Origin of the sequence: Methyloversatilis discipulorum, assembly GCF_000385375.1 — a bacterium.
GTDB lineage: Bacteria > Pseudomonadota > Gammaproteobacteria > Burkholderiales > Rhodocyclaceae > Methyloversatilis > Methyloversatilis discipulorum_A.
Map to the genome: position 1 here is coordinate 1,409,036 of NZ_ARVV01000001.1, position 14,680 is coordinate 1,423,715.

A 14,680-nucleotide genomic window follows, 5' to 3' on the forward strand; every position below is an offset into this window, starting at 1 on the left:
CCGCGCACGAAACGCACTGCACTGAGCTGAAAGAGGGCGGGCCACCCGGGTGCCACCGCGGGCCCGCCCGACAAACCGACTGACCAAGGACCGAATCATGAAACTGAAAGCACTGATCCCCGCGCTCGCACTGTCATTTGCAGCGCCGTTTGCCTCCGCCGCCACCTTCAGCGACACCTTCGACACCGGCCTGTCCGGCTGGACGGCGCTGGGCGATGTCGCCCTCGTCAATGGCACGGTCGCACTGACCACCGCCAGCGCGACCTTCGAAGACGACATCGGTCTCGCGCTGAACCTGTCGGGCCACGATCCGCTGGCCGTCGGCATGCCCGATGGCCTGGAACAGGGCCTGAGCCTGCCGCTTGGCGCACTCGACGGCGACGCGCTGTCGCAGGCCACCGAAGGTTCGGCGCTGGTGCGCACCTTCAGCGTGACCGCCGGCGATCGCCTGCGCTTCGACTGGATGCTGTCGACCGTCGATACCGCCGAAACGGGTTTCGGTCTGGACTACGCCTTCGTCGTGATCGACGGCCAGCGCATCGATCTGGGCACCGCCGCCTTGGCCACCCAGTCCGGTAACACGCCGTACGCCGCCCATACCGGCTGGTCGACCTTCGAATACGTGTTCACCGGCAGCGGCTCGGTCACGCTGGGCGTCGGCGTGGTCGACGTGCTCGACTACACGGCCAGCAGCCAGCTGCAGCTCGACAACTTCTCGATCGCCGCCGTGCCCGAACCCGAAACCTACGCGATGCTCATCGCCGGCCTCGGCCTGATCGGTGCCATCGCCCGTCGTCGCGCACGTGTCTGATTCCGGGGATGTGACGCAGTGAAGAAGGGCTGGCGGAGCGTGTGTTCCGCCAGCCTTTATTCCGGGAGCCGGAACCGTGCGTCGGACGAGGAAGGGCTCGCCCGGTCGCGGCGTGCGGCCCGAATGCTGCTCAGGAACTTCCGGCCGCTCGCGGCACGTAGCAGTCCCTCACTCGAATCGGCATTGCCGGAGCTGATCGTCATATGCACCGCCAGCATCCAGGCACCGGTCCATGTCGGCCGCTTCAGAAAATTCTCCCCAAGCTGCCCACGCGGCCGTCACCAGCGTTATCCAGAACAGGATGCTGACAACCGCTACGCGCATGCCGTCCGGATCGACGTCCTTGCTGAACAGCCGGCAGATGAGATAGCCCGGCCCTTTGACGATGACTTCCGCGACGAGGTCGATCAGAACCTGTCCAACGAAGCGGAAGGCGCTGCTGAGGACTTCGCTGGCGATTTCTCCGAGGGGCATGGGGAACTGATCGCGAGAGGATGAGAAAACGGGGCCCGTCTCCTATGACGTTCGCAGGATAGGCCTACAGAGCAATGCGGGCAGGATCCCTTAATGTTGCGCGTCGGCCTTTCAGCTCGTAGGGGTTAGTCGTCATCGTCATACTTCTCTCTGAGACTTTGAATGTGTTCCACGTCGGTCTTGCGAGTGACCGCAAGGCGCTCAGTCTCAAGCCGACCCACACAGAACTGCACCCGATTGATCGACATCACTTCATCGGAGTGCCCACGCACGTACCCGATAAACTCGGGAATTCGAAATACTCCGCGGGGGATTGCAGTCTTGAACTGGGCATCGCCGGCGAAGACAACAGCCGACTTGATGGCGTCGGGAGGCAAGAAATTAAGTAGCTGTTGCACCGCCAAGACGTGCCAGCGATTCTGAACTATCGGGTTCTGAAACCTAAACCTCCAATGGAACAGTACCTGGGTCCACTTTGCCTGATCTTCATTGGCGAAAAGCCATCCCTTGTAATCCTTCGTCTCGATAACGAAGACGCCAAACTTGGAGACAAGGGTGTGATCAATCTGAGTGGTTCTGCCATTCACCCGGAGAGTGATGTGATTCATCAGATGGTAATCGGGTGGAGAAAAGTTCGATAGCGCAAAGCGGGACAGCAGTACTTCGCCACGATTCTGAAATGAAGGTGTGGCCGATCCTCGATTGCTTCTTATTCGGCCGATGGCGAATCCGACGAGAAGTGCGAGGAAGACATAGATCAGCGTCCTCTGGTCTAGCTTCCAATCAAGCAGAAGCTGCGAAAGCCGTCGGACTATTTCGTTCAGTGACAAAGCCAAGTCCTATGCGCGAGGGGATGGGCTAGATATCTGTCGCTGCGTGTCCGCGTCGAAGACTTCTTGGGCCGTGGCATAAATGAGGTCTGTCCCCTATAACACTAAAAAGTGTGCAGCGGGTCAAACGTCGATTGCAGCCTGTTGTTAGTTCTCGAATTACAAGAGTTCAGACTCATATTTTCTTATCAGGTTGTCACGATATTCAGAGCTCCATTGCTCTGACTTGTACGCCCTGGCCGCGCCATGCTTGTTAATGGAAGCATCCTCCACCGCCTGCAGCTCGTGCTCAAGATGTGGGCGAAGCGGATCAAGCCCTCCTGCAAGCTGACAGGCCACAGCCAGCTCGATCGTTAGCCGCAGGCCGGCATCTGCGGAAAGCATCATGGTCTCCGAGCGCTCTTCCTTGTTAACCCAAGATTTCATATACCGATCTATGTAGTAAAGGTCCCAAGTCATGTTACGGAGCATGGACAGCTTCTCCGCTCGCAGCATTTGGGGCTTGTACTTCATCATCTTCTTGGCAGGGAACTTTCCGAACAGAGCTGCTGCGTACACAAGCGCAGATAGGGAGATTCGAAATTCTGAAATACACCAGTTAACAAATTTTAGAGTTTTCTTTGACCTCGGTACGGAGGGGTCGGTTGCCACATTGGTTATTGCAAGTATGCATAGGTACAGCGAATCCCAATCGGTTAACCTTCGATACTGTAGCAACCGTTTACGCAAGCTTTCCCGGTTATCTGAAATGACCGGTCTAACGCTGAGTTGATGTTCGTAACCCAGGGCATACGCTGCTAACTCCTCTAGCGAGTGGTTATCTATCCCTCGAAACAGCTCAAGATTTGAAATCGCTTCGTCCGCACGATCATCCGAGTAGTTTATTTTTTCGTAAATTGCGTACGTTGGATCAAGCTCAATATCGGCTATCTGAAAAAACGTGAGGTATGCCGCTGTAACCCTTGATAGTTCGTGTGCCTTCGGTCTTCGTACTATGTTCAGAAGGTATTGTAGGCAATTCATATCAACTATCACTCTATAGTTGATGCCTTCCACGTGGTGATTGTGCTGATAATCAACGGCGTTGTAGATATCGACAGCTTCGCCGCTGAAATTGTGAATCAGCCAATTGGCCTTGCGCACAATGCTGACAACCTCGGGGTAATATTGAGGAACCCACATTGACGTTTGCACAGAGCTTTCCACGAGACCTAATGTTCGAATTTACCGGCCGCCGGAGGCGGTCCGATGCAATGATTGGTTGGGCAGCATGTGTGCTACGCAATGAGCAACTTCATGTCAGTGAAGAACGCATCGGCGTTCTTCCATCCTAGTAGCCCGATGATCTCAAATGCTAAGCTTCTAACTTTGAACTCCCCAAATATTGGGTCGACGTTTGTGGCTAATTTTTCAAAGCACTTGGTCGTTGGCTCGTGAAAAGAACCATCCTCCCAATGGAGAGCTTGGTTGCGAGCCTGCCAGATGATTTCATTTAACGGAATGCCAGCAACAATCCGTCCGTCTGGGCATCCGGTGCGCTTCTTTCCGTAGTGAAGTGAAATGCCCTGCTTGCCGTACTGGAGGAGACTACCGCTAAGAGCGGCAACGGAGAATTGGCGCGCAGCAACTCGCTGGGCAACATCCTCGTATTCAGCCTTCTTGTAATAGCGATCCTTATCGACGCCGAAGTAGGTGTCCCAATGGATTGCAGTTCCAAGCCCGTCGTCATCGAGATCGGGGTTCATCGCCAAAAACTCTGAGCGACGATATCCGTCAGCAGTTGCGGCGGTCAACGCCGCAAGTTCGGCGCGAGTCTTGATCAAGGCATCTTGCTCGCGATAGATCTCTTCGACCACTGTTTCTACCGCGTGGTGAATTTCGATCAGGTAGTCGGGAATCTTCATAGTTCGATGCTCTTGGATGATGCGGTCCGACTTTGATTTCTGGCGCAGTCTTGCACCATAAAACTATGGACGGTGCCGGATAAACCGGCAGCTTTGACCGGTCTGAAACGCTTGTGGCGGGCTTCGTTCTGGGAGTTTTTACTGTTCATTTATGCACTATTAAATGAATGAGAAAAACCTCACCCCTTGATGCCATCTGATCTTTGATCACTGTACCGGAACATGCATCCGCCATCTATGCGGTCTTCGGCTTCACGTACCGGGGACCGACCGGGCTCGTCGCGCGATTGGCGAGATCGTCCCGTCCGGTCCTCGGAGCCGGCCGGATCAGAGGTAAATGCCGCCCGCTACCTCGATCCGCTGACCGTTGATCCAGCGCCCGCCGTCCGACAGCAGGGCGGCGACGGCGGCGCCGATGTCGTCCGGCAGGCCGACGCGGCCGAGGGCGGTCTGGTCGGCGATGGCGCTGTTCATCTGCGGGGTGTCGCGCACCATGCCACCGGCGAAGTCGGTTTCGATGGCACCCGGTGCCAGCGTGTTGACCGTGATGCGGCGCTCGCCCAGTTCGCGCGCCATGAAGCGCGTCAGCACCTCGACGCCGCCCTTCATCGCGGCGTAGGCGGCGAAGCCGGGGAGGCTGAAGCGGGCCAGGCCTGAGGACACATTCAGGATGCGGCCGCCGTCGGCGATCAGCGGCAGCAGCGCCTGGGTCAGGAAGAAGGGCGCTTTCAGGTGGATGCGGAACAGTTCGTCGAACTGCGCTTCGGTGGTGTCGGCGAACGCGGCATGGATGCCGATGCCGGCGTTGTTCACCAGATAGTCGAAACGTTCGCGTTGCCACTGCTGGCCGAGCGCCGACTTCAGCGCGTCGGCAAAGCCGGCGAAGCCCGCGCTGTCGGCGACGTCCAGCTGCAGCACGAGGGCGCGTGCGCCTTCGGCGATCACTTCGGCGGCAGCGGCTTCCGCCTCGTCGCGATGGCTGCGGTAGGTGATGACGACATCCACGCCCTGGCGGGCGAGGTGCAGCGCCATATTGCGGCCGAGGCCACGGCTGCTGCCGGTGATGAGGGCGATCTTGCGGTCTGCGTTCGTGCTCATGGATATCTCCTGGTATCGAGGTCGGAAGGTGTGCGACGGGTAGGTCGCCAGCACGGATGCAGTCTATTGATCAGGTTTGTTGAGATAAACTCAGCTGGCTTTGTTACTCTGTCCATAATATTTGGACAATAAGGCTGCTCATGGACCAGATCGAAGCGATGCGCATCTATTCCCGAGTCGCCGAACTGGGCAGTTTCACCGCCACCGCAGAGAACCTGGGACTGCTCAAATCGACGGTATCGAATGCGGTGCAGCAGCTGGAGAGCGCGCTCGGTACGAGACTGTTTCACCGCACCACGCGCAAGGTGCAGCTCACCCAGGACGGCCAGGCCTATTACGAGCGCTGTCGCGACCTGATTGCCGACTTCGACGAACTGAATGCGCTGTTTGCCGCCGGCGGACAGGCGGATCTGCGGGGCCGGCTGCGCGTCGATCTGCCGCTCGCGTTCGCGCGCGATCTGGTCATTCCACGCCTGCCGGAATTCCTGGCGCGTCACCCGCAGCTGGAAATCGAGGTGAGCAGCACCGACCGCCGGGTCGATCTGGTGCGCGAGGGTTTCGACTGCGTGCTGCGCGTCGGCGCGGTCGGCGACCACAGCCTGATCGCGGTGCCGCTCGGGCGCTTCGAACAGTTCAACTGCGCCAGCCGCGCCTACCTTGAACAGCATGGCACGCCGCGCACGCTGGCCGACCTGTCGATGCACAGGCTGGTCCATTACGCGCAGACGCTGGGCGCGCGTCCGTCCGGCTTCGAATATGTGTCGCCGGACAGTGGCGAGGTGGTGAGCGTGCCGATGCAGGGCGTCATCACGGTCAACAACTCCGACGCCTACCGCGAAGCCTGCCGCGCCGGACTCGGGATCATCCAGGCGCCGCGCGTCGGCCGCTATCTGAACGACGACACGCTGGTTGAAATCCTGCCCGACTACCGTGCCCCTTCCTTGCCGATCAGCCTGGTCTATGCCAACCGCCGCCATCTGCCGCTGCGGGTGAAGGCCTTCATCGAGTGGATGAAGGCAGTGATGTCCGAAAGGATGTGAGGCCGGCCGCACGGATGTCGGCTGCAATCGCGAGCAAGCTCGCTTCCACAGTTATCCGCAAAGGAACGAGCGAGGGACCGCTGTGGGAAGCAGCCGATGTTGCCGACTGGGCTCTGACCCGGCGGCGCGCACTGCCCACTGCCGCTGTCGGGGTCAGAAGACCCCTCTCACAGAATCCCTGCTCCGGCCTCGGGTCGGGTGTGCCCCTTGTGTGAGCGGCCTTTGCCGTCCACAGGCTTCGATACAGGCCGCTGTCGGGGTCAGAAGACCCCTCCCACAGAACCGCAGCTCCGGGCTGGGCCGCAGGCCACAGGCGCAACCTCTGTGGGAGCGGTCTTCTGACCGCGACACGGCTGTTGCTCGCCGCCGGCTTCGATCCCCGCAGCAATCGCGAGCAAGCTCGCTCCCACAATCTTCGCTGCAGGCCTGAGCGGGGGCTCTGTGGGAGGCGGCCTTTGCTGCTGATTCGGCAATGACCCGGCGCCGGGCACTGCCCGCCGCAGTCGGGGTCACGACCCCTCCCACAGAAACCCCGCGCCGGCCTCGGATCGGGCGCGCCCCTTGTGGGAGCGGCCTTGGCCGCGATGCGGCCGGTGCACACCGCTGGCGTCCGTTGCGGAACGCCAGCGGGACACGCTTTCAGTAGGCGGTCTCGACCGCTCGCAGGTCGAACACCAGCACTTCGGCGTCCTTGCCCGCAGCGAGCGTGACCGCCTCGGCGTGGCGCAGCTTGAGGCCATCACCGGCGCCGAGTGTCAGGCCATTGACCACGATCTCGCCGCGGGCGACATGCACATAGGCGTGTCGATCTCCGCGCAGCGGCAGCGTGGCCTCCTCGTCGCCATCGAACAGGCCGGCATAGACCCGAGCGTCCTGACGGATGCGGATGCTGCCCTCGGCGCCGTCCGGTGTGACGATGGGGCGCAGACGGCCGCGCTTCTCTTCGGCGGCGAAGTGGATCTGCTGGTAGCCCGGCGGCGTGCCGTGCTCGTCCGGCAGGATCCAGATCTGCAGGAACTTCACCTGCTCGGTCTGCGAGCCATTGAATTCGCTGTGCGCGATGCCGCGGCCGGCGCTGATCATCTGCACGTCGCCCGGGCGGATCTGCGAGCCGTTGCCCACGGTGTCCTTGTGCTCCAGCACGCCGTCGAGCACGTAGGAAAAGATTTCCATGTCGCGGTGCGGGTGCATGCCGAAGCCGGCGCCGGGGGCGACGGTGTCGTCGTTGATCACCAGCAGGTCGGAAAAGCCGCGCTGCTTCGGGTCGTCGTAGTGGGCGAACGAGAAGGTGTGGCGCGAACTGAGCCAGCCGTGTTCGGCGACGCCGCGCTGGTCGGCGGGGCGGATTTCGATGCTCGGGCGGGCGCTGAGGATGGGGGTGTTCATGGCGATCTCCGTCGTAGCGGGGTGCCGCGCGGCGGCACCCCTGCGTTCATGTGGGACTCGGGTTCAGGCGTTGCGGCGGGCGTCGAGCGACAGGGCGCCGCCACCGAAGGCGACGATCTGCAGCAGGCCGCCGGCGATGGCGACGTTCTTGAAGAAGTGGATGAACTGGTTCTGGTCGGCCAGGTTGAAGTGGAAGCCGAAGGCGGTGACCAGGCTGAAGGCGGCGATCGCGGCGGCGACCCAGCGGGTGCGGTAGCCGACGACGAGGGCTGCGGCCAGACCGATTTCGACGAACAGCGCGCCGGCGTAGGCCAGTTCCGGGAAGGGCAGGCCGACCGAGGCGATGTAGCCGATTGTGCCTTCCGCCTGCGTGAGCTTGCTGAAGCCGGCGAGCAGGAAGAGGGCGGCCAGCAGTACGCGGCCGGCAGCGGCGGCGATCTGTTGGACGTCGATGCTGCGAGCGGCCTGTTGGGCGTAGGAGGCCTGGATCGTCGAGGTGTTCATGGTCTGTCCTTTCGAGGGTGTCTGGGGTTGTCTGCCGGTGCGCTGTCCTGCTGCCGCAACCGATGGCTGAACTGTACTGTCGCGAATTCGATTGATAAATTGGCTCTGTGTGGAAACACTGTCGCAATTGAGTTGACAGTAGGTGTAGAGGCAACGATGAGCCAGCTTGAGGACATGCAGATTTTCGTCAGCACGGTGGATGCGCAGAGCTTCACCGCCGCGGCCGACCGGCTCGGGCTGTCGAAGCAGCTGATCAGCCGCCGCATCATGGCGCTCGAAGAGCGGCTGGGCGCACGCCTGCTCGTGCGCACCACACGCCGGCTCAGCATCACCGACACCGGACGCGGCTTCTACGAGCGCGCGGTGAAAATCCTGCAGGACGTCGATGAGGCGGAACAGCTCGTTGCCAATCAGAACGCGGCGCCGCGCGGCACGCTGCGGCTGTCGGCGCCGATGTCCTTCGGCACGCTGCACCTGGGGCCGGCGATCGCGCGCTTCATGGCGACCTGGCCGGAAGTGACGATGGAACTCGATCTGAGCGACCGCTTCGTCGACGTCGTGGGCGAGGGCTACGACATGGCGGTGCGCATCGGCCAGCTCGACGATTCTTCGCTGATCGCCCGCGCCATCGCACCGACCCAGCTGGTGGCCTGCGCCAGCCCGGCCTATCTCGAACAGCACGGCCGGCCGCAGACGCCGGCCGAGCTGAAGGACCACCAGTGCCTGCTGTACGGACATTCGCGCAGCGTCGAATGGCCCTTTCTCGACAAGGGCCGGCCGTTCGCACTGCCGGTCAGCGGCCGGCTGCGTGCGAACAACGGTGAACTGGCATGCGATGCGGCCATCGCAGGTCTGGGCATTGCGCTGCTGCCCACCTTCATCGTCGGCGAGGCGCTGCGCGCCGGCAGTCTAATCAGCGTGCTCGACGAATACGCGCCGGCGCCGCTGACCATCTATGCGGTGTATCCGCAGCACCGCCAGCAGTCGCGCACGGTCAAGGTGTTCACCGAGTTCCTGCGCAACACCTTCGGCAAGACCAGCTTTTCCTGAGCAGCCGACGGTTTCCGGGCGATCAGCGCGGGCGCTTCGAAATTTTCCTTGAAAAAAGCACGACCGTTCGTATTATTGTCGTATGGGCAAGGGAGAACACACACGCACGGTCATTCTCGAAGCGGCGCTGGCGCAGGCCAGCGAGAGCGGTTTCGAGTCGCTGACCATAGGTTCGCTGGCCGAACGCACCGGGCTGTCGAAAAGCGGGCTGTTCGCGCATTTCGGCTCGCGCGAGGACCTGCAATGCGCGGCCATCGATGCGGCGGCGCAGCTGTTTGCCGACACGGTGATGAAGCCGGCCTTCGCCGCACCGCGCGGGGTGCCGCGGCTGTGGGCGATGTTCGACGGCTGGCTGGGCTGGACGCGGCGCGGCGGTCTGGCGCATGGCTGTCCTATCCACGCCGCGTCGGTCGAGTACGACGACCGGCCGGGGCCGATGCGCGACCGGCTGGTCGGCCACTACCGCGCGCTGCAGCAGGCGCTGGACAAGGCGGTGCGCATCGCCATCGACGCCGGTCACCTGCGCGCCGATCTCGACATCGAGCAGTTTGCCTTCGACATGTTCGCCATCGTGCTCGGCTACTACCACGCCGCCCGACTGATGGACGACGCACGCGCCGGCGAGCGCGCGCGCGCCGCCTTTGCCCGCCTGCTCGCCGATTTCGCCGTTCCGGGAGCACTGCCATGAGTTCGATCGCCCTCCATCCGCCCCTGCGTGCGCGCCGCACGACCGGTTCGTCGCTGGCGCCGGTGCTGCGCCACTACTTCCGCTTCGCCAGCCGCGTGGCCCCCGAACTGGCGCGCCGGCAGGCCGAGCGCCTGTTCACGACGCCGCCGCGGCCGCGCAGCGTGGCGCCTGCCGCATCACCCGCCCGGCGCGAAACGGTGAGCGCCGGCCGGCACGACCTGGCGGTATGGAGCGCCGGTCCGGCCGGCGCACCGGCGGTGTTGCTGGCCCACGGCTGGGGCGGGCGCGGCGCGCAGATGGGCGCTCTGGCGACCTCGCTGCTGGCGGCCGGGCGGCGCGTCGTGTGGTTCGACCAGCCGGGCCATGGCGACAGCGGCCGCGCCCGCGTCGGCCTGCCGGATTTCGTGCAGGCGCTGCACGCGCTGACCGCCACGCATGGCCCTTTCGATACGGCGGTCGGCCACTCGCTGGGCGGCGCGGCCATCGGTCTGGCACTGCGCGAGCGGGCCGATTTCGGGCGCGCGGTGTTCATCGGCGCGCCGGCTTCGATGCGCGAGCACACGCTGCGCTTTTCGGCGCTGATCGGCATTTCGCCGCGCGTGCGTGAGGCGATGCGCCGCCGCATCGAGCACCGCTACAACGTCCGTTTCGACGACATCGACCGCATCGACGCGCTGGGCGAGGTGAGCGTGCCAGCGCTGTTCGTGCACGACGTCGACGACGCGCAGGTGCCGTTCGAGCACGCGCTGCGCCTGTCGGCCGCGATGCCGCAGGCGCGGCTGCTGCGCACCTGGGGCCTGGGTCACAACCGGGTGCTGAAGGACGCCGCCACCGTGGCCGCGATCACTCATTTCATCTGCGGCGACGCGGCGCTGCCCGAGGTGCTGCCGGCCCTGCCGCAGCCTGCACCGATCTACTGAACAGGCGACGTTTCCGCGGTGCGTCTCTTTATGTGAATCAAAGTTGTATCATGTGAAACTTGTGCCCGCGTGCTTGCCGCACCGGGCGCTTTCACACAGCACAACCAAGGAGACACAACATGTCGGAACGCATCGTCTTTCGCAGCGGTGAAGCACTGGTCGCGGGCGGCCCCCCGGGCACCGCGGCCGAGCCCGAAGTCATCATCGGCGAACTGGACGGCCCGGTCGGTACCGCGCTGGCAACGCTGACCGGTGACCAGGTGAAGGGCCACACCCGCGTGTTCGCCATCCTGAACACCGACATCCAGGTGCGTCCGCTGACGCTGATGGTGAGCAAGGTGACGGTCAAGGACGAGCGCTACACCAACATCCTGATGGGCACGGTGCAGGCCGCCATCGCCAACGGCGTGCTCGACGCCGTGCGCGCCGGCGACATCCCGAAGGAAAAGGCCAACGACCTGGGCATCATCGTGTCGGTGTGGCTGAACCCGATGGTGTCGACCGCCAAGGATCTCGACCACAAGATCCTGTTCGACATCCACCGCCAGGCCATGGCCAAGGCGATCAAGAAGGCGATGAACAATCAGCCGGACATCGACTGGCTGCTCGAGAACCAGGACAAGATCACCCACAAGTACTACCAGATGGGTCTGGACGGGAAGATCTGATCCGTATCGGGCGGCGCCTCTGAGGGTGCCGCGCCGGTTTCCGTCTCACGTGGCGACCGTCTTGTCCTTGAAGCGGCAGATATCGACGATGCCGCACTGGCCGCACAGCGGCTTGCGTGCGGTGCAGGTGTAACGGCCGTGCAGGATGAGCCAGTGGTGGGCGTGCTGCATGAACTCCGCCGGCACCACCTTGAGCAGCGCGTGTTCGACCGCCAGCACGTCCTTGCCGGGCGCCAGCCCGATGCGGTTCGAAATGCGGAAGATGTGGGTGTCGACCGCCATGGTCGGCGCGCCGAATACGATGTTCAGCACCACGTTGGCGGTCTTGCGGCCGACGCCGGGCAGCGCTTCGAGTGCGGCGCGGTCGTTCGGCACTTCGCCGCCGTGCTTCTCCAGCAACTGGTGCGACAGCGCCACCACGTTCTTCGCCTTGGCGCGGAACAGGCCGATGGTCTTGATGTAGTCCTCGACGCCTTCGACACCGAGGCTGACCATGGCTTCCGGCGTCGGTGCCACCGGAAACAGCTTGCGCGTCGCTACGTTCACGCCCTTGTCGGTCGCCTGCGCCGACAGCACGACCGCGACCAGCAGCTGGAAGGGCGAGCCGTACTCGAGGTCGCTCTTCGGGTACGGATTCGCGGCGCGCCAGCGCTCGAACATGGTCTGGATTTCGGCCCGCGAGAGCCGGCTTGCGCGGCCCGCCATCAGGCCGACGCAGCTTCCACCGGCGTGTGCGGCGCGGCAGCGCGCGCCTGCACCCGCGCCACCCAGGCGTTGCGCGCGGCGATCAGCAGACCGAGGAAGATGAAGGCGCCGGGCGGCAGGATGGCCATCAGCAGGCCGCGGTACTCGTCGCCGAACACGCGGATCTCGTGGGCGCCCGGGACGATCATGTCGATGCCGGAGAACAGCGTGCCAGCACCGATCAGTTCACGCGCGCCGCCGAGCAGCGCCAGCACCCACAGCAGGCCCACGCCCATCGCCGCCCCGTCCCAGGCGGCGGCCAGCGGCGAGTTCTTGGCGGCGAAGGCTTCGACCCGCGCCAGCACGATGCAGTTGGTGACGATGAGCGGAATGAAGATGCCCAGCACCAGGTAGAGGTCGTGCAGCCAGGCGTTGAAAGCCAGATCGAGGCAGGTGACCAGCGCGGCGATGATCAGGATGAACACCGGAATGCGGATTTCGTGCGGGATCAGCGTGCGCAGCGCGGCTACCGCGCCGCTGGCCAGCGCCATCACCAGCACGGTCGCCAGCGACAGGCTCACTGCATTGACCAGCGTACTGCTGACCGCCAGCAGCGGACACAGGCCGAGCAGCTGCACCAGCGCGGTGTTGTTCTCCCACAGGCCCTTGCGGCCGATGTCGCCAAAAACGGCGCGTTCTTCAGCGTTCATGCCGGTATCCCCGATGTGTTGGCCGCGCCGAGACGGTGGCGGCGATGTCCGGTCGCGTGCGGCTTCGATGCAGGCCGGCATCGCGAGCAAGCTCGCTCCCACAAGGGCGGGCAGGCGCCGAAGGTGTGGGAGCGACCTGCGGTCGCGATGTGGCGCCCGATCATTCGAACACCTTATCTGCCGAGGCGCCGGCCGGCAGTGCGAACAGCGCGTCGCGTGCCGGTGCAATGACGGCGGCGGCGCGGCCGGCGGCGCGGACGACGGCGCGCGGCGAAATGGTGGCGCCTGTCATGTAGGTGAAGTCGCCACCGTCCTTGCGCACCGTCCAGCTGGCCGCCTGCGCGGTGTCGCGGCCGGCGAACTGGCTGATCCATTTCGGCGACGCGCGGTCCTTGGCCGGATCGATGTAGTCGCCCAGCCCCGGTGTTTCCTTGTGCGCGACCACGCGCACGCCGCCCAGCGTGCCGTCGGCGCGCACCGCCATCAGCAGCCGGATGGCGCCGCTGTAACCGTCCGGCGCCTGCGCCTCGAACACCAGGGCGACTGGCTCGTTGCCGCGACGTGCGCGATGCAGCGTCACCGGGCCGTCGATGCCGAGTGCGGGCAGGGCGGACAGCTGCACGGTGTCTTCGAGCAGCGCGTTGTCGTAGTCGGCGCGCGGCAGCACCTGGGCGATCAGCTCCAGCCGGCGCGCCTCGACCGACGCCTGTATAGGCGCCTCGGTGGCGTCGTGGGTCAGCGCCATCAGTGCGGTGAAGGCGAGCGTGAATACGGCCAGCAGTGCGGCCGAGCGCATCGCGCTGCCGGCCGCGGTCGGTGCCGGCGGTTCCGGCGCCAGTTCGGCGGCGGCCAGCGCCTCGTCGACCACCGGCGTCTGCGCCTCGTCGCTCATGGCGCGCCTCCGTTCTTGTGGCCGAACACCGGCGGCTGCGTCTTCATGTCGATCAGCGGCACGCAGATGTTCATCAGCAGCACGGCGAAGGCGATGCCGTCCGGGTAGGCGCCGAAGGCGCGGATGAGCCAGGCGATCAGCGCGATGCCGGCGGCGAAGATGAGCTTGCCGCGCGGCGTGGTCGCGCCCGACACTGGGTCGGTGGCGATGAAGAAGGCGCCCATCATCGTGCCGCCGGCCAGCAGGTGGAAGGCCGGGCTGGCGTAGTGCGCCGGATCGATCAGCGAGGCGATACCCGATACCAGCGAAATCACCGCCAGGAAGGCGACCGGTACGTGCCAGGTGATGATGCGCAGCGCCAGCAGCAGCAGGCCGCCAGCGCCCCAGGCCAGCGCCACCCACTCCCAGCCGGCGCCGGCGACGTGACCGAAGGCGGTCGAGCGCATCACGGCGGCGGTGTCGCCGCCGGTCATCAGACCGGTGCGCAGTGCGTCCATCGGCGTCGCGCCGGTGACGCCGTCGAGCGCGCGGGCGCCGCCGAACACCCAGTCCATCTGCGTCGCGAAGTCGCCGACATTGAGGCCTGGCCACTGCGACATCAGCGCCGGGAAACTGACGATCAGCAGCGCGTAGGCCAGCATGGCCGGGTTGAACGGGTTCTGCCCGAGGCCGCCGTACAGGTGCTTGCCGATGATGAGCGCGAAGGCGGTACCGAGCACGGTGGTCCACCAGGGCAGCAGCGGCGGCAGGCAGACGGCGATCAGCCAGGCGGTGACCAGTGCGCTCATGTCGGTCAGTGCCGGCGCCACCGGGCGGCCGCGCAGCGCCAGCATCAGGGCTTCACAGGCGAGCGCGGTGGCGCTGGCCAGCGCGATCTGCACCAGCAGCGCGGCGCCGAACAGCCAGCTCTGCACCGCGATCGCCGGCAGCATGGCGACCAGCACCGTGGTCATCACGCGGCGCACGCTGGTGTTCTGGCGGAGGTAGGGTGAGTTGTACATCGTGTTCCGTCGTGATGAAG

General features: G+C 64.4%; 17 protein-coding genes. 6 read left to right on the forward strand and 11 right to left on the reverse strand.

Annotated features, from left to right (window positions below):
• The first annotated feature begins 97 nt into the window (after window positions 1–97).
• The gene (locus METRZ18153_RS0106670; protein ID WP_020163989.1) at window positions 98–811 is read left to right on the forward strand and encodes an FxDxF family PEP-CTERM protein; all 714 of its coding nucleotides are present in this window, start codon (window positions 98–100) and stop codon (window positions 809–811) included.
• A gap of 168 nt (window positions 812–979) precedes the next feature.
• Here METRZ18153_RS0106670 and METRZ18153_RS20010 read toward each other — a convergent pair whose 3' ends face one another.
• The 5 genes from METRZ18153_RS20010 to METRZ18153_RS0106695 all read right to left on the reverse strand — a co-directional run bounded on the left by METRZ18153_RS20010 (window position 980) and on the right by METRZ18153_RS0106695 (window position 5,117).
• The gene (locus tag METRZ18153_RS20010) at window positions 980–1,285 is read right to left on the reverse strand and encodes a hypothetical protein (protein ID WP_020163990.1); all 306 of its coding nucleotides are present in this window, start codon (window positions 1,283–1,285) and stop codon (window positions 980–982) included.
• Window positions 1,286–1,410: 125 nt separating this feature from the next.
• Entirely contained in the window at window positions 1,411–2,115 is a 705-nt protein-coding gene (locus tag METRZ18153_RS20015; RefSeq protein ID WP_157257213.1) for a nuclease-related domain-containing protein, read from the reverse strand.
• 159 nt (window positions 2,116–2,274) lie between these two features.
• Window positions 2,275–3,297 (reverse strand): hypothetical protein, encoded by a 1,023-nt coding sequence (locus METRZ18153_RS20825; protein WP_157257214.1) that lies wholly within the window; start codon window positions 3,295–3,297, stop codon window positions 2,275–2,277.
• Window positions 3,298–3,392: 95 nt separating this feature from the next.
• Window positions 3,393–4,019: a hypothetical protein gene (locus tag METRZ18153_RS0106690; protein WP_020163993.1), complete on the reverse strand. Its 627-nt coding sequence runs from the start codon at window positions 4,017–4,019 to the stop codon at window positions 3,393–3,395.
• 327 nt (window positions 4,020–4,346) lie between these two features.
• On the reverse strand, window positions 4,347–5,117 hold the full coding sequence (locus METRZ18153_RS0106695; RefSeq protein ID WP_020163994.1) for an SDR family NAD(P)-dependent oxidoreductase: 771 nt from the start codon (window positions 5,115–5,117) through the stop codon (window positions 4,347–4,349).
• 140 nt (window positions 5,118–5,257) lie between these two features.
• Between METRZ18153_RS0106695 and METRZ18153_RS0106700 the strand changes: the two genes are divergently transcribed.
• Window positions 5,258–6,157 (forward strand): LysR family transcriptional regulator, encoded by a 900-nt coding sequence (locus METRZ18153_RS0106700; RefSeq protein WP_020163995.1) that lies wholly within the window; start codon window positions 5,258–5,260, stop codon window positions 6,155–6,157.
• Between the two features lie 639 nt (window positions 6,158–6,796).
• Here the strand turns inward: METRZ18153_RS0106700 and METRZ18153_RS0106705 are convergent.
• Together METRZ18153_RS0106705 and METRZ18153_RS0106710 are read right to left on the reverse strand one after the other, a co-directional pair.
• A complete protein-coding gene (locus METRZ18153_RS0106705; RefSeq protein ID WP_020163996.1) occupies window positions 6,797–7,543 on the reverse strand; it encodes a pirin family protein in 747 nt (248 codons plus the stop codon).
• Between the two features lie 63 nt (window positions 7,544–7,606).
• The gene (locus tag METRZ18153_RS0106710) at window positions 7,607–8,047 is read right to left on the reverse strand and encodes a DoxX family protein (protein WP_020163997.1); all 441 of its coding nucleotides are present in this window, start codon (window positions 8,045–8,047) and stop codon (window positions 7,607–7,609) included.
• 156 nt (window positions 8,048–8,203) lie between these two features.
• Here METRZ18153_RS0106710 and METRZ18153_RS0106715 point away from each other — a divergent pair, with 156 nt between their 5' ends.
• From METRZ18153_RS0106715 to fae, 4 genes are all read left to right on the forward strand, one after another.
• Entirely contained in the window at window positions 8,204–9,097 is an 894-nt protein-coding gene (locus tag METRZ18153_RS0106715; protein ID WP_020163998.1) for a LysR family transcriptional regulator, read from the forward strand.
• A gap of 82 nt (window positions 9,098–9,179) precedes the next feature.
• Window positions 9,180–9,785 (forward strand): TetR/AcrR family transcriptional regulator, encoded by a 606-nt coding sequence (locus METRZ18153_RS0106720; protein ID WP_020163999.1) that lies wholly within the window; start codon window positions 9,180–9,182, stop codon window positions 9,783–9,785.
• Window positions 9,782–10,705: an alpha/beta fold hydrolase gene (locus METRZ18153_RS0106725; protein ID WP_020164000.1), complete on the forward strand. Its 924-nt coding sequence runs from the start codon at window positions 9,782–9,784 to the stop codon at window positions 10,703–10,705. The genes METRZ18153_RS0106720 and METRZ18153_RS0106725 overlap by 4 nt, the downstream gene beginning before the upstream one ends.
• A 119-nt stretch (window positions 10,706–10,824) precedes the next feature.
• Window positions 10,825–11,373, forward strand: coding sequence for a formaldehyde-activating enzyme (gene fae, locus METRZ18153_RS0106730; RefSeq protein ID WP_018229895.1), 549 nt, complete (start codon window positions 10,825–10,827; stop codon window positions 11,371–11,373).
• A 45-nt stretch (window positions 11,374–11,418) separates the two neighbouring features.
• Here the strand turns inward: fae and nth are convergent, their stop codons facing one another.
• The 4 genes from nth to METRZ18153_RS0106750 form a co-directional block, all read right to left on the reverse strand.
• A complete protein-coding gene (nth, locus tag METRZ18153_RS0106735; protein ID WP_020164001.1) occupies window positions 11,419–12,078 on the reverse strand; it encodes an endonuclease III in 660 nt (219 codons plus the stop codon).
• Complete coding sequence (gene rsxE / locus METRZ18153_RS0106740; RefSeq protein WP_020164002.1) at window positions 12,078–12,767, reverse strand: electron transport complex subunit RsxE; 690 nt, start codon at window positions 12,765–12,767, stop codon at window positions 12,078–12,080. Before rsxE ends, nth begins: the two co-directional genes overlap by 1 nt.
• A 160-nt stretch (window positions 12,768–12,927) precedes the next feature.
• Window positions 12,928–13,659 (reverse strand): electron transport complex subunit RsxG, encoded by a 732-nt coding sequence (gene rsxG, locus METRZ18153_RS0106745; RefSeq protein ID WP_020164003.1) that lies wholly within the window; start codon window positions 13,657–13,659, stop codon window positions 12,928–12,930.
• A complete protein-coding gene (locus METRZ18153_RS0106750; protein ID WP_020164004.1) occupies window positions 13,656–14,660 on the reverse strand; it encodes an RnfABCDGE type electron transport complex subunit D in 1,005 nt (334 codons plus the stop codon). The genes rsxG and METRZ18153_RS0106750 overlap by 4 nt, the downstream gene beginning before the upstream one ends.
• Window positions 14,661–14,680 lie beyond the last annotated feature (20 nt).

Excerpts from the sequence above, each read along its gene's own strand:
- METRZ18153_RS0106670 (WP_020163989.1), top strand. The coding sequence starts at position 98 with ATGAAACTGAAAGCACTGATCCCCGCGCTCGCACTGTCATTTGCAGCG.
- METRZ18153_RS20010 (WP_020163990.1), bottom strand. The coding sequence starts at position 1,285 with ATGCCCCTCGGAGAAATCGCCAGCGAAGTCCTCAGCAGCGCCTTCCGC.
- METRZ18153_RS20825 (WP_157257214.1), bottom strand. The coding sequence starts at position 3,297 with ATGTGGGTTCCTCAATATTACCCCGAGGTTGTCAGCATTGTGCGCAAG.
- METRZ18153_RS0106690 (WP_020163993.1), bottom strand. The coding sequence starts at position 4,019 with ATGAAGATTCCCGACTACCTGATCGAAATTCACCACGCGGTAGAAACA.
- METRZ18153_RS0106695 (WP_020163994.1), bottom strand. The coding sequence starts at position 5,117 with ATGAGCACGAACGCAGACCGCAAGATCGCCCTCATCACCGGCAGCAGC.
- METRZ18153_RS0106700 (WP_020163995.1), top strand. The coding sequence starts at position 5,258 with ATGGACCAGATCGAAGCGATGCGCATCTATTCCCGAGTCGCCGAACTG.
- METRZ18153_RS0106705 (WP_020163996.1), bottom strand. The coding sequence starts at position 7,543 with ATGAACACCCCCATCCTCAGCGCCCGCCCGAGCATCGAAATCCGCCCC.
- METRZ18153_RS0106710 (WP_020163997.1), bottom strand. The coding sequence starts at position 8,047 with ATGAACACCTCGACGATCCAGGCCTCCTACGCCCAACAGGCCGCTCGC.
- METRZ18153_RS0106715 (WP_020163998.1), top strand. The coding sequence starts at position 8,204 with ATGAGCCAGCTTGAGGACATGCAGATTTTCGTCAGCACGGTGGATGCG.
- METRZ18153_RS0106720 (WP_020163999.1), top strand. The coding sequence starts at position 9,180 with ATGGGCAAGGGAGAACACACACGCACGGTCATTCTCGAAGCGGCGCTG.
- METRZ18153_RS0106725 (WP_020164000.1), top strand. The coding sequence starts at position 9,782 with ATGAGTTCGATCGCCCTCCATCCGCCCCTGCGTGCGCGCCGCACGACC.
- fae (WP_018229895.1), top strand. The coding sequence starts at position 10,825 with ATGTCGGAACGCATCGTCTTTCGCAGCGGTGAAGCACTGGTCGCGGGC.
- nth (WP_020164001.1), bottom strand. The coding sequence starts at position 12,078 with ATGGCGGGCCGCGCAAGCCGGCTCTCGCGGGCCGAAATCCAGACCATG.
- rsxE (WP_020164002.1), bottom strand. The coding sequence starts at position 12,767 with ATGAACGCTGAAGAACGCGCCGTTTTTGGCGACATCGGCCGCAAGGGC.
- rsxG (WP_020164003.1), bottom strand. The coding sequence starts at position 13,659 with ATGAGCGACGAGGCGCAGACGCCGGTGGTCGACGAGGCGCTGGCCGCC.
- METRZ18153_RS0106750 (WP_020164004.1), bottom strand. The coding sequence starts at position 14,660 with ATGTACAACTCACCCTACCTCCGCCAGAACACCAGCGTGCGCCGCGTG.